General features: G+C 40.3%; 20 protein-coding genes. 9 read left to right on the top strand and 11 right to left on the bottom strand.

All coding sequences use genetic code 11. The features are described 5' to 3' along the window. Positions 1-86 precede the first annotated feature (86 nt). The 5 genes from gfa to A923_RS0106345 form a co-directional block, all read right to left on the bottom strand. Entirely contained in the window at positions 87-680 is a 594-nt protein-coding gene (gene gfa, locus A923_RS0106365) for an S-(hydroxymethyl)glutathione synthase (protein ID WP_017220830.1), read from the bottom strand. Positions 681-692: 12 nt separating this feature from the next. Beyond that, positions 693-1088, bottom strand: coding sequence for a hypothetical protein (locus A923_RS0106360; RefSeq protein ID WP_017220829.1), 396 nt, complete (start codon positions 1086-1088; stop codon positions 693-695). Between the two features lie 387 nt (positions 1089-1475). Then, complete coding sequence (locus A923_RS0106355) at positions 1476-3158, bottom strand: methyl-accepting chemotaxis protein (RefSeq protein ID WP_017220828.1); 1683 nt, start codon at positions 3156-3158, stop codon at positions 1476-1478. 365 nt (positions 3159-3523) lie between these two features. Then, positions 3524-4258: a glutathione peroxidase gene (locus A923_RS0106350; RefSeq protein ID WP_017220827.1), complete on the bottom strand. Its 735-nt coding sequence runs from the start codon at positions 4256-4258 to the stop codon at positions 3524-3526. A gap of 349 nt (positions 4259-4607) precedes the next feature. Further along, positions 4608-4970 carry a carboxymuconolactone decarboxylase family protein gene (locus A923_RS0106345; protein ID WP_272942717.1) on the bottom strand — a complete coding sequence of 121 codons (363 nt, stop codon included), beginning with the start codon at positions 4968-4970 and terminating at the stop codon, positions 4608-4610. Between the two features lie 1013 nt (positions 4971-5983). Here A923_RS0106345 and A923_RS0106340 point away from each other — a divergent pair. The 3 genes from A923_RS0106340 to A923_RS0106330 all read left to right on the top strand — a co-directional run bounded on the left by A923_RS0106340 (position 5984) and on the right by A923_RS0106330 (position 9231). Beyond that, on the top strand, positions 5984-6955 hold the full coding sequence (locus tag A923_RS0106340) for a helix-turn-helix domain-containing protein (RefSeq protein ID WP_017220825.1): 972 nt from the start codon (positions 5984-5986) through the stop codon (positions 6953-6955). Between the two features lie 137 nt (positions 6956-7092). Then, a complete protein-coding gene (locus A923_RS0106335; protein ID WP_017220824.1) occupies positions 7093-8310 on the top strand; it encodes a serine hydrolase domain-containing protein in 1218 nt (405 codons plus the stop codon). A 174-nt stretch (positions 8311-8484) separates the two neighbouring features. Next, complete coding sequence (locus A923_RS0106330) at positions 8485-9231, top strand: hypothetical protein (RefSeq protein ID WP_017220823.1); 747 nt, start codon at positions 8485-8487, stop codon at positions 9229-9231. Positions 9232-9507: 276 nt separating this feature from the next. On the opposite strand, the gene glmS is transcribed toward A923_RS0106330, so the two are convergent. The 6 genes from glmS to gndA form a co-directional block, all read right to left on the bottom strand. Then, positions 9508-11340 carry a glutamine--fructose-6-phosphate transaminase (isomerizing) gene (glmS, locus tag A923_RS0106325; protein ID WP_017220822.1) on the bottom strand — a complete coding sequence of 611 codons (1833 nt, stop codon included), beginning with the start codon at positions 11338-11340 and terminating at the stop codon, positions 9508-9510. Between the two features lie 507 nt (positions 11341-11847). After that, complete coding sequence (locus A923_RS0106320; protein ID WP_017220821.1) at positions 11848-13929, bottom strand: alkyl/aryl-sulfatase; 2082 nt, start codon at positions 13927-13929, stop codon at positions 11848-11850. 115 nt (positions 13930-14044) lie between these two features. Then, the gene (locus tag A923_RS0106315) at positions 14045-14884 is read right to left on the bottom strand and encodes a LysR family transcriptional regulator (RefSeq protein ID WP_017220820.1); all 840 of its coding nucleotides are present in this window, start codon (positions 14882-14884) and stop codon (positions 14045-14047) included. Positions 14885-14934: 50 nt separating this feature from the next. After that, complete coding sequence (locus A923_RS0106310) at positions 14935-15237, bottom strand: AzlD domain-containing protein (protein ID WP_017220819.1); 303 nt, start codon at positions 15235-15237, stop codon at positions 14935-14937. After that, a complete protein-coding gene (locus A923_RS0106305; RefSeq protein ID WP_017220818.1) occupies positions 15234-15995 on the bottom strand; it encodes an AzlC family ABC transporter permease in 762 nt (253 codons plus the stop codon). Before A923_RS0106305 ends, A923_RS0106310 begins: the two co-directional genes overlap by 4 nt. A gap of 387 nt (positions 15996-16382) precedes the next feature. Further along, entirely contained in the window at positions 16383-17885 is a 1503-nt protein-coding gene (gene gndA / locus A923_RS0106300) for an NADP-dependent phosphogluconate dehydrogenase (protein WP_017220817.1), read from the bottom strand. Between the two features lie 468 nt (positions 17886-18353). On the opposite strand from gndA, the gene A923_RS0106295 reads away from it, so the two are divergent. The 6 genes from A923_RS0106295 to A923_RS0106270 form a co-directional block, all read left to right on the top strand. Next, positions 18354-19367 (top strand): LacI family DNA-binding transcriptional regulator, encoded by a 1014-nt coding sequence (locus tag A923_RS0106295; RefSeq protein WP_017220816.1) that lies wholly within the window; start codon positions 18354-18356, stop codon positions 19365-19367. Positions 19368-19450: 83 nt separating this feature from the next. Beyond that, positions 19451-19963 (top strand): gluconokinase, encoded by a 513-nt coding sequence (locus tag A923_RS0106290; RefSeq protein ID WP_026006099.1) that lies wholly within the window; start codon positions 19451-19453, stop codon positions 19961-19963. 332 nt (positions 19964-20295) lie between these two features. After that, a complete protein-coding gene (locus A923_RS0106285) occupies positions 20296-21312 on the top strand; it encodes a TRAP transporter substrate-binding protein (protein ID WP_017220814.1) in 1017 nt (338 codons plus the stop codon). A gap of 68 nt (positions 21313-21380) precedes the next feature. Continuing rightward, entirely contained in the window at positions 21381-21914 is a 534-nt protein-coding gene (locus tag A923_RS0106280) for a TRAP transporter small permease subunit (RefSeq protein WP_237716183.1), read from the top strand. A 1-nt stretch (position 21915) separates the two neighbouring features. Beyond that, entirely contained in the window at positions 21916-23238 is a 1323-nt protein-coding gene (locus A923_RS0106275; protein ID WP_017220812.1) for a TRAP transporter large permease, read from the top strand. Positions 23239-23710: 472 nt separating this feature from the next. Beyond that, positions 23711-24312: hypothetical protein (locus A923_RS0106270; RefSeq protein ID WP_026006098.1), on the top strand; the 602-nt coding region annotated here is incomplete at its 3' end.

Raw genomic sequence — 24312 nt, 5'->3', positions numbered from 1 at the left:
CCAACCCCGTCATTTAACATTGCACTGGATTCAAGTAATAATTGCAATAACGAGGTCGATCATACATTTGTACTTAACAGTATGGGTTATTTACTATTAGCAACGTGCGTTGCAATCACATCCATTAATGTTGGCGATAGGCAGTCATAAGATTCAAGACCTAAGGCATTCAGACGTGCTCGGATTGCAACCATGTCTTTTGGATCTGTACCCGTTTCAATAATAGATGAAACAAATGCTGCAAACTCAGGTGCTGACCAACCTTTATCAGCAGACAGTTCGGTATGAACGAAATCTAAGCCAAAGAATGGGTGGGTTTGATCTTCAATGCGACCATACATGTGTACACCACAATCTTTACACGCAAAGCGTTGGATAGTTGCTGTCGCATCAACTACTCTCAGTTTTGAGTTGTTGTTTGTTACGCTTAATTTTTCTTTAGAAACAACTGCAACTTGTGAGAACAATGCACCTTTTGGTTTCCAACATTTTGAACAACCACAGGCATGGTTATGTGCTGTTTGGCTATCAATCGTTACTGTTACTGGGTTACGGATACAGTGGCATTGTAATGTGCCACCGTTAAAGTTACTTGCTGTTGGTGCGATACCGTTGTCCATTGCTGGGTGGATCTTGGTTTTATTTGTTGGGCAAAAGACGTTTTTAATTTTATTTATCATGTTCAATTCCAATTAGTTTGATGCAGGTGCGAAAGATGAATCAGCGTTTCTGTGTGCGGTATAAATAGCTTCGCCATTACTCTCTGCATCAAAAATCACGACTGTGTATGGTGAGAACAGTAATACATCACCAACTTCAGCAACGTATTTATTGTTTTCTGTATCACGAACGACGATCTTGCCTTTGGTGATAACTTTGTATTCAACCGAATCGTAAGCGTATTCAAATTCAACACCCGGTTCCATTGTAAAGTGACCAATCGTTAGTGCGTTGCTATTGTTGGTGACGGCAACTTCTGCCATGTCACTTTTAAGGCCTTCGACTTCAAGTAATTTACTTAGATCATTTAATTTGAATGAACCTGACTTTAAAAGAAAAATACCCGGTTTGTTGGTTAATGTAGACATTTAATATCCTTTATTTAATCAAGTCACTTGTGTGTTGATTATTGAGTTTGGAAAGTGGTTTCGGTTTCGATGGGGGCATTCTACATTTGGATGAGAACAAAACAATACACTGAAATGGTAAAAGATTGTTACCTTAAAGGTAATAATATGACTTTAACTTATTGTTTGATTTTTAATTAATGTTGTATTTAAAGGTAATTATCAGTGGCGAAGAGGTTATTAATGGCGAGTTTAAAGTCATTTCGAGAGGGGGAAATTGTAATTATTAATGGATTTAATAATATTATGCGGCAGTTTACGGTGATTTATGGCAATTGTTGCTGATATAAAGAGGTGAAGCTGTAGCGTTGTTATTGTTAACCGCTACAGCTTTTCACTTGATGCGTGTTATGCGTAGGTTGAAGCAAGCTTAAAGCGAGACAACATGGATTTTAGTAATTCAGCTTGTTGAGATAGTTGCTCAGCAGCCGCGGCACTTTCTTGTGCTGCGCTATTATTCTGTTGTGTTACTCCATCAACTTCACTCACGCCTTTGTTAATTTCTTCAGCGCCGATAGCTTGCTCATTACTGGCATTGGCAATTTGATCAACCAGTGCGGCTGTTTGACTGACACTTTCAAAAATACTCTTTAAACTTTGTGCTGTTTCGCTGGCAATCAAGCTACCATTTTTAGTTTTATCGACCGAACTGGCGATTAGTTTTGAGGTTTCTTCGGCTGCAGTGGTACTTCTAGCGGCTAAGTTGCGGACTTCATCTGCGACTACGGCAAAACCACGACCTTGCTCACCAGCCCGAGCGGCTTCAATTGCAGCATTTAGAGCCAGTAAATTGGTTTGCGCGGCAATGTCATCAATGGTATTGATAAATTCTGCAATACTTTCACTGGCTTGTGAAATTTCAGACATGGCAGAAATCATGGTTTCCATTTTTTCGATGCCTTGCTCTGCGGAGTTTTGGGCAAGCATGGCTAGCTCTTGTGCTTGATTAGCATTTTGTGCATTAACACTGATTTGCGTACTTAACTGGTTTAATGAAGCTGAAATGTTCTCTAAACTTGACGCTTGTATTGATGCACCTTCAGATAGCGCAGAGCTGGTTTCTGAAACACTATAGCTACCTTGTGATATTTCAATACTGGTTAATTGAGTTTGACCGAGTACTTCATTTAAGTTGTCGGTCATTGCTTGTAATGCGAGACCAACCGAATCTTGGTCAGAGGCTAGCATCACTTTATTATCAAGGTCACCGGCTGCGATGGTCTGTGCGAGTGTGGCCTTATCTTGTAGGTTGGCGATCATGTTTTTCATTTCAGCGAAAATACCACGGTCATTACCATCACTTTTTAATTCAATGGTTAAATTACCAGCCGCGACGGATTTGGCTATCTCGGCAATATAAGTCGGCTCCCCACCGAGTAAGTTCATGATATGTTTGGTTAACCATACGGCAATTAAACAACCTATGATCACAGCAAAAAGCGTACCTAACACCGCGATGTTGATGACAGTTGATTCGGTTTCAGCTAATGACACCATGCGTTTGGCCATCAAACTAGATTCGGCTTCTTTAAAGGTGGCTATTTGTTGTCTGAACTTATCAAAATACTGTTTACCTTTTGCCTCTCCAACTAAGGCTGCTACGTCATCCATGGTTTTTTCATTACCGACTTGGCGTCGTAATGCGATCTGTTTTTCGGCGATACGATTTATCCAGATATCTATCGTGCGTTTACTTTCTGTGAGTAACGCTACTTGTACTGGGTTATCGGCGACCGCGTTAGCAAGTTCCTCACTCAATTTATCAAACTGGGATTTACCTTGATTGTAAGGGTCTAAGAATTGATTTTCCCCTGCGAGTAAGAAACCGCGCATGCCTGTTTCCATATCAACGGCAGCAGCCTCTATCTTGGATGCTTTGGCGAGGACTTCGTGGGTATGATTAACCCAATTAAAATTATTTTCTAATGACTTAACACTAAATAAAACGACGAGTGTAATACTCACCATGAGTGATAATATTACACCATATCCGGCATATAATTTAGTCGTGAATTTAATGTTTTTTAGCATAGCGCCTCGCTTTACATCCTGTAATGGTGCTGTTGTGAATAAATTTGAGAGTAAATAACTGAATCTATAGAAGTGTAGTAAGTTAAATGTTGTTTTTACTTAGGTTGGATTTTAAATGTCATTCTCGTCACGTGTTTGTGAGCTAGCGTTGATAAATCATATAATTTAAGGTTAAGGGTTTAGTGATTGATAGTGTATGTTTATCGAATGCTGGGGTAGGGGATTTTATAGACAAAATGAGAGACGAAAAAAGGAAGCATTGCTGCTTCCTTCGTGACGAACAAGGCATGTGAGTATGACTATTCGTTAGTATGCTTTTTAGTTATGATCTTCAGCATTACTTTGTAATAACTGAAACCAAATACTTAAGCGAAGTGTGCGTCTAACTCTTCACTGCCACCGATGTGTTTACCACCGATGAAGATTTGTGGCACTGTGCTAAGACCTGTTACAGCACGTAGGCTTACAGTTGTTGCGTCTTTACCTAGTACTACTTCTTCGTAGCTTAGACCTTGGTCGATTAAGGTTTGTTTTGCTTTAGCGCAGAACGGGCAACCAGGTTTAGAGAATACTGTGATTGACTCTTGTACTTTGTATTCTGGTGCAACATAAGCAAGCATAGTATCAGCATCAGAAACTTTGAACGGGTCGCCTGGTTCGTCAGCTTCGATGAACATTTTTGCTACCACGCCGTTTTTAACCAGCATGCTGTAACGCCATGAACGCTTGCCAAAACCGATATCAGATTTGTCTACTAACATGCCCATACCTTCAGAAAATGCACCGTTACCGTCTGGGATGAAAGTAATGTTTTCTGCTTCTTGTGCGTCTTTCCAAGCGTTCATTACGAAAGTATCGTTAACTGATACACATAGGATGTCATCAACACCGTGTGCAGAGAATACGCTAGCTAGTTCGTTGTAACGTGGTAAATGGCTTGATGAACAAGTTGGTGTGAATGCGCCTGGCAGGCTGAATACAATCACAGTTTTATTAGCAAATAGTTCTTCAGTTGTACGGTTTACCCATGCGTCACCTTGACGGATTGGGAATGTAACTTGAGGAACTGCTTGGCCTTCTTTCGATACTAATGTAGTCATAATATATTCCTTAGTGTAGCGCTTAATTAAGCTACTTGTTTGATATAAAGTGTTTGGTATAAAACGTTTTTTATAACTTCTTTTTTATAAAAAGTATTCGGTTAAGACGTTGTCTGCCTCGTCTTGATGTAGCTATTATGCAAAACATCACAGTATTGGTCTAATCGATTGAATCTTTTATTTTGATAGGTGGAAGCTATCTAAAATCTATTGATAATAAAATTTTAATTGGTTTTAGCTATGCATAAGACGTTTGAATCAAAACTCAATCGAAGCTCTGATTCAAACTTTTATTCAACGTAAAACTTTAACTAATAGTGCAGGGAAATGACTGAAATTGAAAGAGGTATTAGTGCGTCATTTTAGTTGCTACCGCAATGCGGTTCCAGATGTTGATCGTGACAATTTGCATGATACATTGCGCTAATACTTGCTCACCGAGTAATGCTAGACAAAGGTTATAAGTGTTATCAGAGAGACCTGCGGCGGAAACCTGTGTGACCTCTTCAGTTAACGCCAGTACTGCACGTTCGGTATAGGTGAAGAGTGGTGACTCTTGCCATACTGATAATGCATAGAGACGTTGCTCTGTTTCACCTTGTTTACGAGCCTGCTCGGTATGCATTTTCACGCAATACGCACATTTGTTGGTGATCGACGCTTTGATCTTGATGAGCTCTTTTAATGTTGGCGCTAAATCTGTAGTGCCCAGATAAGACTCTAGCCCGTTATTAGAAGCTGCATTACACGGTGGCGGTATGTTGTTAATGTCAAAATGGATGACGGTGGATTATATTGGCGAGGGTAAGCTGGTGAAGTGTTTGCTGTTTATCATGGCAGTAAATACCAACGCCCTGCGCTACGGGCGTTTATTGATCTTTTGGTTGAGAAAGTGAAGTAAGATTATTTTGCGCTTTTTATCGTATATAAAAATAAAGACTTTATAGCTCGATGTTTACAAAATATGTTAACAGTGAAGGTAGATTCCTATTAGAATGATGAGTTTGAGCACAGAGTCGGAGCGATAACGCTAAGCCATTGATAGGCATAACTGGCTTAGCGCTTATGCTTCAAAGAATATAGTTCGCATTACATAAATGTATGGCAAATAGACATAATCATATTGTGAATGAGTAGAAACTCTAACAAGGAAAGGGGCAGGATCGAGTTAGAGTGATTTAAAAATCGATGGTGTTTGGAGCATTTTGATCGATGATGCTGAGGCGCTTCGGCACAAAGCGAGCTAGGAATTACCATCTTAAATACTCTAGATAGTAGCCGTACTACTTTGGAAAGAAGGTAATATGAAATAAAGATTATTTGTGTTTATTAATAAGCTAATAAAAAGGATATTTTTAACCTGATTCAACTCACCATCTTTCGATCTCTCATATGTTATAACTGTTACCTGGCCTATTTTTATGGGTAAACAGTGTTAACTCAGGTATGAATTGTCTGAGTAGAATTGGCCACATCTTTGTTATTTATAAGGTGCTTTACTCTGCACTAGTGACCAGAATTACTGTGCGACTATAAGAATGAGTGGTTATTAAATGTTGTTCACTTAACACGTGATGCCATGAAGATGGATGTTAAAGAATATCCGTTATTACGACCATGAGCGGCACCATACAACACTCGGCGACTTAACGCCGATTAACGATGACAAATTTACAGCGTCAGGTGTCCGGTTGGGCTTGACCAGAACTTTCTTGGGGGCTCTATATGTCACGTAAATATGCCTTAAGCCGTGCGTCTATCGCATTGCCATTTTTAAATGCAATGAAACAGCACGGAAGTGATCCTAACATTATTACCGCACGCCTAGGACTTAGTGATCAAGACTTTGAAAATAAAAAACTTTATCTACCCGCATACTCTCTGGGCCATATTCTTGATTCTAGCGCTCAATTAACAAAATCTGTTGATTTAGGCTTCATGCTTGGCGGCTCCGATGACATGATAGATATACACCCAGAGCTTATGGAACTCATTGAGCAAAAGGAAACATTATTAGATTGTTTAGTCACCTTAGCTCAATTGCAATACTTACAAGGATCGCATTTTAGATTTGAACTTGAGTATGTAAATAAGGAATTGCGAATTTATCATTCAAGTGCCTTGCTTGCATCAAACCGAGGTTTTGTTCATTCACATCTTTTTACAACAGCACGCATCATCAAGTTTCTAAAACAATACCGAGGTACACACTGGAAACCTGACTATATTGCTCTAGAACCCAATATTGCAGACACCTCTCAGCTGGCAAGAAATACGCACATGGGCCATGTGTTGTGTGGCATGGATAGAAGTTATATTCCAGTTGCTTACAACCTAGATAACGCGCAAATCCCGCTTTCTAATGACAACCCTAAATTATCGATAAAAGCGTTACAACAAATCAAAATTGTTATTAACGCATTGTGGGGGATGGAAAACTTCAATTTGGACTTATTATCACACTTATTTGGCCTTTCAGAGAGAACCATTCAACGATTATTTACCGATGAAGGTGGCACTTTTAGAGACTACTTCAATACAGTAAAAATGAAAAAAGCTAAGCAACTTCTTTTACAGGGTTACAGTGTCAGTGACGTCGCAGAGCAACTTAATTACACTGAACCTGCAAATCTAACGCGTGCAATGAAAAAGCAGATAGGCTTAACCCCGATGCAATATATCAATCAGTTCAAATAGGCACTACCCCTTCCATAACACTCGCGAACATAAACCCCGTTGATAATATTAATGTCAGAAAATGATAGGGTACTCAGTTATCCCTCCGCGTAAGCTTCCTGCATAGAGAAATGTTTCCCTAATATCAGGAGTTACCAATGTTTAAAAAGACCCTAATTGCAGCTGTCGTAGCCTTAAGTAGCGCAAATGTTGCCGCTATTACAACAGAACAACGTCAAGAATACATTGACGATTTTGGTATGATTAGCTTTATGTACCCAAGCGAACAAGCATCTTGGTACTGGGAAAACCTTGACCAAGTCGTACCAACTGCATCGGTAAAAAAATCAGGTGTTGCAATACCACTTGAGCGTGCATATATCGACCCTAACTTGGTATACAACGCAACATTTAATGATACTAAATTAGACGACCTATTTAATGGTGAAGATCCATCTTTAAACTCTATGATGATCGTGAAAGATGGCAAGGTGATTTTTGAGCAACACAACATTCCAGCAAATACTAAACATGTCTGGATGAGTAATGCAAAACCAATTTCTGGACTTATCATCGCAATGTTAGAAGCAGAAGGTAAGATCGACGTAAGCAAACCACTAAAAACCTACATATCTGATTTAGAAGGGAAAGACTGGGGAGATGTTGCTGTAATTGACGTGCTTAACATGCAATCAGGCATGGATCACGAAGAGAATGATTCAGTTCGTGCTAATCCTGATGCTTGGATCACAAAAATGATGCTAGCAGAAGTAGGTAAAGATAAAGGTTATTACGAAACATTAATCAATATCCCTAAAGCTAAAGCACCAGGTCAAGCATTTGAATATAGCTCAGCTAATACTCAAATGTTATCGCTACTAGCATCAACAGTTGAAAACAAAACTTTCTCAGAAATATTTGAAGAAAGAGTTTGGGCAAAAGCGGGGATGACAGGTGACTCTTACTTCACATTAACACCAGATGGTTATGAAGTATCACACGGATTATTTAACTCTAACGTTGAAGACATGGCACGTTTTGCAATGTTATTCACTGACTCATGGTCAGCGACAGCTAAAGAGCAAGTCGTTCCAGATTCTATGGTAAAGCATATTCAACAATCAGTTAAGCCTGGCGTTTATAAAGTAAGCCCTGCGCACACTGGATTCGTTGGTATGTTCCCTGATGAGCCAATTGGTGGTAGTTACCAGTTTGACGCCGTATTTAAAGATGGCGACCTTTATAAAGGTGGCATGCGTGGCCAAGGTTTATACGTTTCTCCAGACAAAAACACAGTAGCTGTATGGTTCAGTAACCGTGTTGAAAAACACAATGTTGCTGGTTACATTCGCGGTTTCATAAAAGATATGAAATAAGTTAATCCTTATTATCAATGTCCGCTAACAGTAAGCCTGATAGAGGACATACCTTGAAAACGTTAGTTTATTTTCATCACACTATAATGAAGGGTTTTACTATGATTGCCCCGTGATGATGAATAATCGGCAAGTTTAATTCTAAAAATTACTAAATTATTCATCGAGAATATTATGACTTTTAAAAAACTTATAGGTACAGCATTGGCCATGAGTATGGTTGCACCGCTAGCGATGGCTGAAGAGGAAGATTTTGATGCTTCGGATATGACACGAGCAAGCAGTACAGCTATTGTTGGGTTTAATAACTCAGGCGATGTTAAATTAACAGGTTCATTATCGTACGGATTTGACAATGGTCAGACAGCGATGACGTTAGCAGAAAGTACAATGGATAATGAAGGCAATTACAAAGATGCCCGTCTGCAATACTTCCATGTATTTAATATCGATAGTGCGACAACACCGCGTATCGCTGCATCAGTTGATATGATTAACAACGAGATGTTTACTAGTGCAGCTGTTGGCGCTATAGCGATGATTCGTACATCATCAGATTCACTAACATTCTTTGCACGTGGTGCAGTTCTTGGTGGGGCATTCGATGAAAATTTCGCTAACGAGTATGGCGTAGATGATACTAGTGCTGTAGGTGGTTCTGCTGCGCTTTATGCAGTATGGAAAACCGGTGAAGATGGTACATTTATCGCAGCCTACCCTGAGCTTACTTACCTCGGTGGTGATCTAGAGCTTAGTACTGTAAAAACAACATTAATGGTGTCTACGCCACTCTCTGCTGATGGCAAACGCTGGGGACAAGTTAAGTTTGAAAATACAACCGGTACCATTGAAAGCGACTCGAGGAAAACAGAGATGGCTGGAGGCACTTCTGTCTGGTTCAACTACAAGGTGTTCTTCTAACACGTAAAATCATGTAATAAAATCTATTAAAATAGTTAAATCAACTATAAATTACTTCCTTATACAATCGTGTTACAAATAAAAAAGGGAAGTAATGCTTTAATGCCATTCCTCACATGAGAAAGTTTATGGCAAATCGATATGATCATATTGTGAGTGAGTAACAGCACTAACAAGGAAAGGGGCATAATTGAGTTAGCTGTGAAGTAAACTTTATAGCCATATAAAAAAAGCCCCGAAAAATATCGAGGCTTTTTTTTTAACTTAATTCATTGATTACTCAACCGTTACAGCTTTAGCAAGGTTACGTGGCTGATCCACATCCGTACCTTTAATCAGTGCAACATGGTATGAAAGCAACTGCATTGGTAAGGTGTAGAAGATTGGTGCAGTAATTTCACTTACGTGCGGCATAGTAATGATCTTCATGCCTTCTGATTCCACAAAACCAGCGTCTGCATCAGCGAATACATACAGTAGGCCGCCACGTGCACGTACTTCTTCAATGTTCGATTTAAGTTTTTCTAGCAATTCATTCGTCGGTGCGATAACAACAACTGGCATATCAGCATCGACTAGCGCTAACGGACCGTGTTTCAATTCACCAGCAGCATAGGCTTCAGCGTGAATGTAAGAGATCTCTTTCAGTTTAAGCGCAGCTTCCATTGCGATAGGGTAGAACTCACCGCGACCTAAGAATAATGTGTGTTGCTTGTCGGCAAAGTCTGTTGCCAGCGCTTCGATGTCTTTATCAAATGATAATGACGTTTCGATTTGTGCAGGTAAAGCGTGTAATGCAGTCACAATCTCTGCTTCTTTCTCTGCGCTAATTACCTTTTTCTCTTTACCTAATGCAGTCACTAGCATTAATAAAGCAGAAAGTTGGGTGGTGAATGCTTTTGTAGATGCCACGCCAATTTCAGTACCAGCACGGGTCATGAATGCAAAGTCAGACTCACGTACTAACGAAGAACCTGCCACGTTACAAATAGTCATTGCCGCCATGTAGCCTTTTTCTTTAGCAAGGCGTAATGCTGCTAAGGTATCTGCTGTTTCACCTGATTGTGACAAGGTAATTAGTAGGCTGTTCGGACGCGTTACAAATTTACGGTAGCGGAATTCAGAGGCAATTTCGACATCACAGCTGACGCCAGCTAATGACTCAAACCAATAACGTGCAGTCATACCTGCATTGTAAGAAGTACCACAAGCGATAATTTGCACGTGTTCTACTTTCGGTAAGATTTCAGCGGCGTTAACACCAATACTTTGAGTGATCACACTGTTAGCTGAAAGACGACCTTCCATTGTATTAGTTAATGCCACAGGCTGCTCAAAGATTTCTTTTTGCATGTAGTGACGGAATTTACCTTTATCGGCAGCATCATGTTCAGCGTTCGATTCAGTTACTTCACGTGTTACCGCGTCACCGTTAATATCAAATACGTTTACATCGCGGCGCGTTACTTCAGCAACATCGCCTTCTTCAAGGTACATGAAGCGGCGTGTTACGCTAAGTAGTGCCAGTTGATCTGATGCTAGGAAGTTTTCACCTACACCCAAACCAATCACAATCGGGCTGCCTGAACGCGCGACAATTAATTTACCTGGTTCTAGGCGGTTAAGTACAACCGTGCCGTATGCGCCATCTAATTGCGTTGCAGTTTTTTGTACTGCATCCAGTAGGCTATCCGTTGAACGTAGTTCCCATTCAACTAAGTGGGCGATAACTTCAGTGTCTGTTTGTGATTGGAATACATAACCACGTTGCTGTAGTAGCGCGCGCAATGATTCATGGTTTTCGATAATACCGTTATGAACAACGGCGATGTCACCAGATACATGTGGATGGGCATTTTCTTGCGAAGGTACACCATGTGTCGCCCAACGTGTATGGGCAATACCAGTACCGCCAATAGGTTGTTCGACATCTACAGCAGCTGCTAGCTCTTTTACTTTACCTAAGCTACGAATACGTTGTAGGTTGTTATCTTGATCTACAATCGCAACACCAGCAGAATCATACCCGCGGTATTCTAAACGACGTAAACCTTCAACTAAAATTTCAGCGATATCTCTTTGCGCTACTGCACCAACAATCCCACACATGGTCTTCTCCTAACTTTATAATTTGTATAAATATGTAACAAATAAGATGTAAACAAGTAATAACCACGTGATAGTACTGCCTATCGGTCCGTGATGACGTGCGTCCTTTTACAACTTGTTTTAATGATTTTTAGTTCGAAACGTAACTGAAATGAAATTCAGGGGTTACGTTTTAATAAATATAGCGTGTGATTGAAATTTATCTACTTTCACTCGTTATATTAATGCTTTAATGCTGTCAATACGATAACTTAAGTTTCGAAGTTGTCGCATTTTAGTTTCGTTTGTTTCGTTTGTCTATTTAAACTTACACTTTATGTGTGGTTAAAGCATAATTAATGAAACTAACGTCGATAATGTCTCGAAACATAATGAGATAGGGTCTTAATGCTAGCGTCGCATTAATGTTTTGCATACGGTGCAAATTTAACTGCTAAAAAAGCCAGCATAAGCTGGCTTGGATAGTGACGTTAGTCATGGTGTTAGTCGTGACGCTAATAAACGTGGTTAATGTTTATGACCTGTATGGTCTGTCGTTTTTTCATATAACTGGGCATCGACTTCTTGGCCTTTCGCTGGGCGAGGCACAATTTCGAATTTCTCATCAAACTCGACTAAAGAGGCCATCAGTTTATTTAATACTGTTTTGTCACCTTTAAGTCCGGCTTCTTTTGATTCAAACAAGGCTTTTAGTGTTGTTTGTTTTAATACCAGTTTCGTTACATCGGTGCGGTTAACATAAAGAGTAGCGTCTGCTTCTAGTGCTTTATCTACTTTAATGTTACTCATGTTGCCGTTAGACATCTCGACAAAAAATGTTTCTTTTGAATCCGGTAATACAACATTCAGTGTGAATGGGGTATTTTGTGCTTTTAATGAATCAACACGTACAGCCATGTAATCAAATAAATTTTCAACCGTCATGTTAGCAAGTACATCTGCTGATGCTGTTTTAGGTGCACCTGGTTTAGTACCTATACGTAATTCTTGAGCACCAGTGAGGTAAATGTTTCTCCAACCAGCACCTTCAGATTGATAACCAAGTTGCTCGTAAGTGTCAGCCAATAGTTTACGTGCATCTTTATTACTTGGCTCAGTTTTGACCACTTTACTCAATACTGTCGCGACAAAGCGGTATTCACCTTTTTCAAAGTCAGCTTGCGCTTTTTTGAGTATCACTTCACTGCCGCCCATGTATTCAACGAACTTCTCTGCTTGTGGTGCAACAGGTAGCGGGTTAAGGTTTGCAGGAACCATATCAAAGTAGCCCAGATACATATTGTAAACGGCGCGTGCATTATGTGAATAAGTACCGTGGTAACCATTGGTATACCATGCCTTTTGAATTGATTGAGGCATTACATCATAAATCTTGTCACCTAAATCTTGCATTACATATCCATCGTTGGCTAGGCGAAGCGTTTGGTTGTGAGTGAATCCATAGGCATCACGTTGCATTTTTAAGAAATCAGAGATCTCTTCATTTCCCCAAACTGGCGCAGAGTGAGCAGAGAACAATACTTCAGTTTCATTACCCCATGTGTGTAACATCTCATTGATTTTTTTAGACCAAAGTAAACCATCTCGCACTTTTGCACCACGTAGTGTGTATAAGTTATGCATGCCTTGGTAAGTTAATTCTGCCGACCACAGGGTTTTCATACTTGGAATATAAGTGACCATTTCTGATGATGCTTCTGTGCCTGATGCATCCATAAAGATCATTTCTAGACCATCAATGGTTAATGTTTCAAATTCATCTTTTTGGTTTAGTTCATAGTCAGGTAGCACATAAGTAATTTCGCCTGTTGATAGGCCTTTTGCGAGTGCTGCATCAACAATACCGTGTTCATCACGATTTAATGTTGCACCATATTGGTATGCCGTACGGCGAGACATTGCATTACCTGCAAGTACATTTTCATCAACAATCTCTTTGGTGATGTTTTTTGAACCGTATACTTTTATATTTGGGAACGCATCTTTAATTGCGCGAGAACCACCAAAGTGATCGGCATGTGAGTGTGAGTAGATCATGGCGACAATCGGTAAGTTGCCTGCTTCAGGTACATTTTCTTGGAAGAATTTAAGTGATTGCTCCGCTGACTCTTTTGTTAATAATACGTCGTATGCGATCCAACCGTTGTCACTGCGGATAAACGAGATTGAAGCGAGGTCAGCACCACGCACTTGATATATTTTACCTGGCACGACTTCATATAGACCTGTTGCAGCTTGGTTCAATACTGCTTGGCGCCAAAGCGATGGATTCACTGAATCGGGCGCTTTATCGGCATTGGCTGCACTTGGGTCAATAAAGTCGAAACTGTTACGAATAAGATCACCGGTTTTTTGATCAAATGCAGCAATCAAGCCGCGGTTATTATTGTCAAAAGCGCGGGTATCTTTATAGTTAAGTGTTTTAGAGAAATCTTGGTTATAGTCAATTGTTGCTTGGGTTGCGGCTTTACCACCTTGATTGCCAATCTCACTAAAATGTTCATGATCATGTTGTGCTGCAACAGCGCCAAATGAAATTGAAAAAATTAAAGTTGCTAAGGTTGTCTTCTTCATATCGTCATCACTCATATTAAAAATAAGATAAGGCGGTATGCATCGCCTCGTTTTGATGAGCTAACTATAAGTGACTTAGGTATAATTAAAAATAGGGTGTGAGATATACTTATGATAACCAGTGCTTATACTAAATGAGTTTAGCCTTGAATGTTTCTCGTAGCTTTTTATGTACCGGATCTTTAATGAAGCGCTTGTGATAAATCATGTGGTATTCAATATCACTGATCGCGAAAGGCAATGGTAGTACTTGTAAATTTAAAGATTTAGCAATGTGCGAAAGCCCTGCTGGCATTGCAGCTATGTAAGGAGTGCCTTGCACAGCGAGCATTAAATTTGCTGGGCTAGATACTTGCACCTTAACATCTCGCTCTCGCAGTATTGTCGTCTTACTAAAAAACTCTACCGCATGCATATTATGACGTAATAGCTTCATTACTACATGACCCGCTTGTCGATACTGTTCTAAGCTTACCTGGCCTTGAATTTCTGGATGATTTTGACAACAAATCAACACTAAGGGTTCTGTATGGATTAGCTCAAAACAAAAGTTACTGTCTTTTTGAGTGATGTTATCAATGGCTAAATCAATGGTACGCATACGCAAGTCGTTAAATGTCTTGTCTTCAGTATCTCCAGATTCAATGAGCTGGATATTAGGCAGACCGATTAATTGTAAAAGAATACTCTCTGGTGCTGTGACGATAAATTGCTTTTTTGTGTCGATGGCATTATCGACGACGTCAATCACACTGACAACTTGTTGGTAAAACTGTTGGGCACTGGTTGTTGTTGTTAAATTACGGCCGCTGCGTATGAATAATTGATAACCTAGGTAGTCTTCTAAACGCTTTATTGAGGCGCTAATCGCTGGCTGTGAAACATCTAAAAATTCAGCCGCTTTGGTGAAGGAGTTAAACTCATACACCTTGATAAACGGCTTAATCAGGTTCATATCAAAATCATGCATAACGGTTACCCTGGACGTTATCTAGTAAACAACGTATCTAATTAAAAGTGTTAATGAACCAAGAAAAACAGCAACATACTCAGTACCGCTGTGAGTAAGGTATTGCGGGTCAATAAGATCAACAATACCGCAAATACCGCACCGATTAAATAACTGTTATCCAGGTTTAGGTGCAACGTATTGTCTTGTAAAAAGACAATAGGCGCTAAAATAGCGGTAAGCACGGCAGGGGCTGAGTAGCTTAAAAACTTCACCATGCCAGCACTTAAACGTAGGGGCAGTTTAGGTTCGATAAAGATGTAGCGACTGAAAAAGATGATGACTGTCATTAATATTATCGTTAGCCAGATCATAGGTCGTCTCCCGGTCTTGTTAATAGGGTTTTATTGGGGTGTGCTTCATTGGTGAACTTAGCCGTAAGCATACCTGCCGTCATCCCTGATAATGCCGCGATAAGTAATCCGCCCGGTATATGGAATAGTTCACAGACAACCGCCATGACTAACGACACCAACACGCTAACGAGAATGGAGGGGGTTTTAATCGCTGGCACGACTAACGCAATAAAGGTTGCTGCAATGGCAAAGTCTAAACCGAGCTCATCTAAATTGGGGATCTGTTGACCCGCGACAATGCCGACCGCAGAGGCAATGTTCCAAATGAGATAGAAACTAAAGCCACCGCCAAAAGCAAACCAGCGGTCAAACTTGTGCTGTTTGGTTTCGCTGCATACGGCAAATAACTCATCGGTGAGTAAAAAACCTAATGTCAGTCGCCAGCGTAAGGGCAGGGGGCTCATTTGCTGACGCATGGCCATGCCGTATAAGAAATGGCGTGAAGTAATGAGCAGCGTCGTTAATAAAATACTGGTTAACCCAACCCCTGATTTGATCATACCCACTGCCACTAATTGCGCCGCACCGGCAAACACAATCGCCGACATTGCTTGGCTTTGGAGCATATCTAACCCCGCTTCAATGGCATAAGAGCCTGCCAAGATACCCCAAGGGATCACCGCAATACTGAGTGGCATTGCCGCTGCAGCGCCTTTTAATGCTGACTTTAGTTTTGATTGTGGTACTTGTTCTGGGTCGGCTTGTTGATCCTGCATCGCATTGTCCTTGTGATGACGAGTAAAATAGGCTGATATAAGTAATATATCATCTTGCCTAATGACTAATGGGTCTATTTGTTACGCATTGTAATACTTCAGAATACAATAGCGAACAATGATAAAGATATATGTCATATTTTATGCATAAGGCTTAATTTTAGTTGATAACACTTAGCGGTGAAGTAGGGGTAGATGATTCGCGTACGGGGTCGTTGAGGTGGTCGTTGAAGTTATTGTTGGTGTTGGTTGTACTGGTAAGCTGGTCGTCGTGACGAGAATAACAACAGACAGCATAAACCGCAGGTAATAAAAAACCCAGCGCACTGGGTTTTTGAACCGTTATACCGATGACGGCATATCAATTATATATAATTCATCAAGTAATTAGTGCTGGGCTTTGTGCTCGCCAGTACCAAAGTGCCAATCGTAATGGAAGCTTTGGCTTGCATCTTGATCTTTACGACGGTAAGTATGGCCACCAAAGTAATCACGCATTGCTTGAATTAAGCTTGCTGAAGAATCTGCTTCACGGTAACAATCGTAGTAGCTCATTGCTGCGCTAATTGAAGGCATTGGCATACCTTGCATGATTGCTTTCGCTAATACTTCGCGCCATGCCATTTGGCTTTCTGCAAGGGTATTAGTGAAACGTTCAGCTAACATTAGGTTTAATAACTCAGGCTCAGCCTGGTAAGCTTTTGAAATATCATCTAAGAAGTGAGCGCGGATCACGCAACCAGCACGCCAGATTTTTGCAATAGCAACGTAATCAAGCGTCCAGTTATGTTCTTTTTCAGCTGCACTCATTAATTCAAAACCTTGCGCGTAGCTACAGATTTTTGAACAATACAGAGCGTCAGCCAGTTTTTCTAACCATACGTTACGGTCTTCGATAGTCACTGCAGGACCTGCAAGTTTCATCGCGCCAACCTGACGGATAGATTTTTGTGTGCTTAGGCAACGTGCAAATACAGATTCTGCAATTGCGTTTGCTGGTACGCCAAGCTCTAAAGCTTCACGTGCAGTCCAGTTACCCGTACCTTTTTGGCCAGCTTGATCCATGATCACGTCAACCATAGGTTTGCCTGTTGCTTGGTCAACAACTTGCAGGATGTTACCGGTGATTTCGATGAGGTAGCTTTGTAGCTTGCCTTTATTCCATTCACTGAATACTTCGCCAACTTCAACAGCAGACATACCCAAGATTTGACGCATGAACTGCACAACTTCGGCAATCATTTGCATATCAGCGTATTCGATACCGTTATGTACCATTTTAACAAAATGACCAGAACCGATTGGACCGATATATTCAGCACAAGGTTCACCTTCAGGTAACGGCTGCTCGACTTGTGTACGTGCAATTTCAACACCTGTTACAGGATCTACTTTCGCTGACATTGCTTGCCACATCGGTTTTAACAATTCCCATGCTGCTTTGTCGCCACTTGGCATAAGTGAAGGACCAAAACGAGCGCCCACTTCACCACCTGAAATAGCACAAGTGAAGAAGTTAAACTTGCCGGCATAAGAATCTGCACGGGTAATTGAATCTCGCCATTGGCTATTACCTGTATCAACCACAATGTCGCTTGCTTCTAAGCCAGCTGCAATTAAGTCATTACAAATGATATCAACAACCGGACCTGCTGGTACAGAAAGCACGATACGACGTGGCGTATCTAGTTGGTTAATTAGTTCTGCAAGATCGGCAACAGCGATTAATTTTGCTGCTGTGAGAGGTTGATGACGCTTAACGATGTCAGTACGACGGGCTTCGTTAATATCAAAAGCGGCAACTGAGAAACCACGTTCTGCTAAGTTTAATGCCATGTTGGCACCCATTACGCCTAAACCTATTACTGCAATATCAATATTATTGTTCATCTGTTCCTCTGTGCCTTGGCAAGTCATGAAGGTGAGAATTGGCTAATGCCTGATTGTTTAAGGCATGATATAGAAAGTAGCAAAAGATACAATGTTAACGCTATCGTTATTTGTCTTTTTCATCTAAATCACACTTTTTGGATAAACTAATTTTAAATCATTAAAATTGATATGGTTAATCCGTATTGTCTTATGAGATCTACCTCACACTATCATAGTTTGTATAAATTTAAGATTGGTTCTTTCCTGCCCAATTATATAAATATAGCTAAAATTACTAATATGTTTATATAACAGTCTCGTGAATATTTTTTAAACATATCAGTAGCATTAACGGCTAAATAAATTAACAAATATGTTGAAAACTATACGAATTTGCTAATTTAAAGTTAATTGAAAAGTTTATTTACCCCTAATTGAAGATAGGTATAATGAGGTAAGTATTTTATAACTAAGGATATTAGGCGTATGAGTTCCAACAGTCGCAAGTCCGGTCGAGTGACCTTACAAGATGTTGCAAATAAAGTAGGCGTGACTAAAATTACCGTCTCTAGGGCGATCCGCACACCTGAGAAAGTATCGGAATCATTACGCTTAACTATCCATAAAGCCATAGATCAAATGGGCTATATACCTAACCGTGCCGCTAGCATGTTAAGTGCCAAGCAAAGTAAAACGGTGGTATTAATTGTGCCTTCATTATCTAACGGCGTATTTGCTGACGTTGTACGCGGTATTAATGATGTGATGTTAGGGCAAGGCTTTCAGATCTTATTAGGTCACTCGGGTTATTCATTGTTAGAAGAAGAACGTTTGATTGAAACCTATTTACAGTTTGGTATCGACGGTATCATCATTTCGGGAACCCATCATACCGAACGCAGTAATCGCCTGTTACGTAAATCAAACTTACCTGTTGTCGAGATCATGGAATGTAATGGTAACGCCATTGATATGTCGGTTGGCTTAGATCATGAAGAAGCTGGCTATAAGATGACAGAGCATTTAATTGGTAAAGGCTATAAAAATATTGGCTTTGCCGGCGCGCGTATGGATTTACGTGCACAGATGCGTTTGGATGGTTGGCGTAAAGCGATTTGGGAAACCGATTTGAGCGATGATCGTGTTGTCACCAGTAACTATGCGTCTACTTACCAGATGGGCGCAGATATGCTGACGGAGATATTGGGTGAATGGCCTGAAACGGATTGTATCTTCTTTTGTAATGATGATTTAGCGGCTGGTGCCCTGTTTGAGTGCCAACGTCGTAATTTGAAAGTACCAAAAGATATCGCCTTAGTTGGCTTTAACGACCTTGAAATTTGCTCAGCAACAAACCCTAAATTAACGTCTGTGTCTATTCCTCGCTTTGATATTGGTGAGCAAGCGGCAACAATGTTACTTAAAAGAATCAACGATGAACCGATCGAAAATAAGCATCTGGATCTCGGTTTTATTATTTCAGAGCGTGCTTCTACCTAATATGTACTAATAAAACTTGTGTTTTATTGTGTTATCGGTAACATTGCCGTGTTGATTTCGAGTAATGTTAAGAAGTAAATAATATGATAGGTAGAAGCATTATTGTCATGGGCGTTTCTGGCAGCGGAAAGTCCACGATAGGATTAAAAATTTCACAGCAACTTGGCGTTAAGTTTATTGATGGCGATGACCTGCATCCGAAAGCGAATATTTTAAAAATGGCCGCGAGCCAGCCATTAAATGATGCAGACCGTCAACCTTGGTTAGAACGTATCCGTGATGCGTGTTTTAGTATTGAGCAGAAGAACGAAACAGGCGTTATCGTTTGTTCTGCATTACGCAAAGATTACCGTGATCAAATTCGTGACGGTAATAAAGCCGTGACATTTATCTACTTAGATGGCAGCTTTGATTTAATTTTAACGCGTATGAAAGCACGAGCAGGCCACTTCTTTAGTGGTGGAGAGATGTTAAAAAGTCAGTTCAGTACTTTAGAGCTACCTTTGGCAGATGAAAGCGACGTACTCTCTGTGCCTATTGATGGTACAATTGATGACATTGTAATGCTCAGTGTCGCTGCTTTATCGAGCGAATAGTATTGCGATATTGTCTTGATTACGACTGATCTTATAAAATATCAGTGCATTCATAAAATATAATAATGGTCATATTTTAATCAAAATATGGCCGTTTTTTTTATCCCGAAATTATACTTTCAAATGAAACAATAAAGTTGTGCATATGTAACAATAGTGACTTGAAAGTTGAAATTATCCGATGATTTTATGTAAAAATGTGATGTTAGCCCTAGAGTTTAACTGTTTGTGAGAGTAAGATTGCCTTAATAGTTACCGGTAACATAACGATTAACATAAAAGTTAACATAACATCATTATCGGGTTTACCAGAAACAAGGATACCGCTACTAATGAAAACGATTTCTAAAACAATACTTGCAGCGTCTGTTGCCGCGTTAATGAGTGCATCTGCATTCGCTGCTGAGTTTAACTTCAAATTCCAATCTTCAGATCCATCAGGTGAGAAGAACTTCCAAGTGCAACAAGCATGGGCTGACCAACTAGAAAAAGATTCTGACGGTCGTATCGATGTCACTATGTTGCCTGTTGGTGCTGTTATTAAGCACACCGAAACACTGGATGCGATTAAATTTGGGGTTTTACAAGGTCACATTACGGCAACGGGTTTCTTTGCTGGTAAAGATCCTGCCTTTGGTTTGATGGGCAACACGGTTGGTGCTTGGTCTGAGCCTGAACAATTACTTGATTACATGTATAACGGCGGCGGTAACGAGCTAATGCGTGAAATCTATCAGCCATATGGTATCTACTATATTGGTGCATCAGCAACGGGTCTTGAAGCGTTTGTTTCTAAAGTGCCGCTTAATGGCGTAGCCGATCTTAAAGGGCTTAAACTACGTGCACCAGAAGGTCTAGTGCAACAAGTCTTTGCTGCGGCAGGTGCTTCACCGGTTAACTTACCGGGTTCAGAAGTATTTACAGGTTTAAGTAAAGGCGTTATTGATGCTGCCGATTACACGGTATTTTCAACGAACCATAAAGCCGGTCTAAATGACATCGCACCGCATCCTGTCTATCCTGGTTTCCATTCTTTACCTGCAATTGAAGTATCAATCAGTGCAAAATCGTGGAACAAACTACCAGCTGATTTACAAAAAATAATGCAAGATTCAGTTAAAACGTTTGCTTACACTATGGTTGATACCTTAAAGAAAGCAGATGCTGAAGCGGTTGCAGAAGCAATGGCAGATCCAAAGATTACAATACATGACTGGCCAGCAGCAGAACGTAAAAAATTCCGTATCATTGCGCGTAGCCAATGGGAAGTTTATGCAAAACGTTCTCCAAACGCACAAAAAGTATATGATTCTGTAACAGCACATTTGAAAGCGAAAAACTTACTGTAATTTAAGTAAGTGCTATACCTGAAGGCTGCACTGCAGCCTTTTTTTCCACTTATAAGATGACTAAATCGATGAGTAATCCAGAAGAACTGCAACCAAGAAACCGCCTTGACGCGGGCATTATATGGGCTGGTAATGCCATTAGTGTGCTGTTTTTATTTACGGTATTAATATCGTTCTATGAAGTGTTGATGCGTTATGTATTTAATGCACCGACGATTTGGGTACATGAAACAGCATCCTTTATTGGTGGCTCATTATTTGTAATTGGTGGCGCTTATGGATTAGCGACAGACAAACACGTTCGTGTTGTTCTTATTTATGATCATGTATCAGAACGAACAAAACAGTACTTGAATGTATTCCATCATATTATGGGGTTATTGTTCACTGTTTTACTTTCTATTGCGGCATGGACAATGACTGAAGGTGCTTGGTATGCACCTTGGGGTGAAATGCGTTTAGAAACATCGGGCTCTGCTTGGGATCCTGCATATCCTGCGCTACTTAAAGCGTTAATTTTTGGTACTTTGTGCTTAATGTCAGTGCAATTTGTGTTGCACCTCATTCAAGATATCCACGACTTAGTTAAGAAGAATAAATAATATGTTTGATCTTTCATCTATCGGTATTGGTTACGGCAGTTTGTTAATGCTGGTGCTTATGATTGGCCTGTTATTAACAGGTATGCAGTTGGCATTTGTAACGGGCTTAGTTGCTGTTATTTTCACATTTGGTTGGTTTGGTCCAGAGGTGTTACCCCTGATCACCAGCCGGATTTATAGTTTTGTTAGTGGCTACGTATTCTTAGCCGTGCCTATGTTTGTATTGATGGCCGCCTTGCTTGACCGTTCAGGTATTGCGCGTGACTTATTCGATGCAATGAAAAAGGTCGCGCGTAACGTCCGTGGTGGCGTTGCCGTTCAAACGTTATTAGTCGCGGTATTACTGGCATCTATGTCAGGTGTGATTGGTGGTGAAACGGTACTGCTTGGTATTCTGGCATTACCACAAATGCTGCGCTTGGGTTACGACCGTAAACTGGCGATTGGTACGACTTGTGCTGGTGGCGCGTTAGGGACTATGTTACCGCCAAGTATCGTGTTGATTATTTATGGTCTCACGGCAAGTGTATCCATTGGCGATCTGTTTAAAGCGTCGTTCTTACCAGCTGCGATATTAGCGTTATTGTATATTGTGTATGTATTGGTTCGTTGTTATTTAAACCCGTCATTAGCACCCTTGCCTAGCGCGGAAGAATTAGCGGAAGACGAAGCAAAAAATATTAACTTTAAGAAAGCATTATTATTCCCGATGTTATCTGTTGCAGTGGTACTGGGTAGTATCTACAGCGGTATTGCGTCAATTACTGAAGCATCGGCATTGGGTGTTGTTGGTATTGCCATTAGTGCGGCGATTCGTGGTGAACTTAACTGGAACATGTTAAAAGAAAGTTCGATTGCGACCTTGCGTACTTGTGGCATGATCATCTGGATTGGTATTGGTGCGAGCGCATTGGTTGGTGTTTACAACTTGATGGGCGGCATTGATTTCGTCAGTGAAGGTATTCTCGCGATGAGTGGTGGTAGCCCAATGGGGACTATCTTAATCATGATGGCAGTGCTGTTTGTATTGGGTATGTTCCTGGATTGGGTAGGTGTTGCACTACTTACTATGCCTATCTTTGTGCCGATTGTTGTTGGTCTTGGTTTTGATCCTATTTGGTTTGGTGTGGTGTTCTGTATGAATATGCAGGTTTCCTTCTTATCACCACCCTTTGGTCCGGCTGCTTTCTATCTTAAATCAGTCGCACCAAAAGACATCAGTTTAGGTGAAATATTCAGTGCGTTAGTACCGTTTATCTGCTTGCAAGTAGTCGCACTGGCGTTACTTATCATCTTCCCTGAGCTCGCGTTGTGGTGGAAATAACTTATTTAAATAAGTGATCTAACCGACAATGTATTAAATTTAATGGTTTTTAAGCCCATCGTTAGCAATAACGATGGGCTTTTTTTGTTTTAAATTAAAAAAATATATAGTCATACTAACTTAGTACTAAAGTCGTTTTTGTAAATGATTATTAATTACAATAGCTTACTGAAATGATAACGAGTTCTTTTAAAAGGGTAAGTCATAAATAATAAATTAGGCAAGTTTTGTATATAAAATTACATTTCATACAATGGTTTATGTTTTGTTAAACATGTATAATAGAAGTGCTATTAAAACCAATGCCTTGTAGTGACTCTGTTAAGTTGTGATTGGCGATGTGCTTAGATGTTAGTAGTATGTGTTAATTAGATGTTTAATTACTATTATTAAATGATTAAAATGTCGGTAAACCGATAATTATGCAGGCTTTACCTGCTCCTTGGAATAAGATAGTCAAAAGGACTTACCCATGATCACATTTGTCATCCCCCAACAAGCCCAAGTTATATCTGTTAACGGTAAAGCGGAGCATATACTTGAGCAGGATAGTCAATCCTTGGAAAGTGGTTATGAAATCGCTGCGGGTGGCAAAATTGAGATCACGTCTGGAGCTCAAGTTATATTGAAATATGCCGATGGCTCACAAGTGATCATCGATGAGCATTTTAAAGCAACTGATAATGCTGACACACCTGATATAGCGATGGATGTGTTAGATGAAATTACTGAAGCGAGTGATCAACCAACACCAGGCCAACCGCAAGTTGGTGATGATGTTTTAGCTGACATTCGTGCCATTCAAGAATTAATCCTTTCTGATGAAGAGTTTATCGATCCTGTAAGTACTGCTGCCGGTAGTGCAAGTGATGGTGGCCGTTCGTCTGCAGTCTCTGTAGAACGTACTGGTGATGAAACACTGGCTAAAGCTGAATTTGAGACTGAGACATTTACGCAGGCTGGGCAAAGTAAAATATTTGTTGATACAAGTATGACGGATGCGGTTGTCGCTGAAGATGTTGTCACGACACTCCAAGCAGCACTGCAAGCCGCCACCAATGCTGCAACAGCACA

Source organism: Moritella dasanensis ArB 0140 (assembly GCF_000276805.1).
Taxonomy (GTDB): domain Bacteria; phylum Pseudomonadota; class Gammaproteobacteria; order Enterobacterales; family Moritellaceae; genus Moritella; species Moritella dasanensis.
This window is presented reverse-complemented; position numbering and strand designations above follow the sequence as displayed.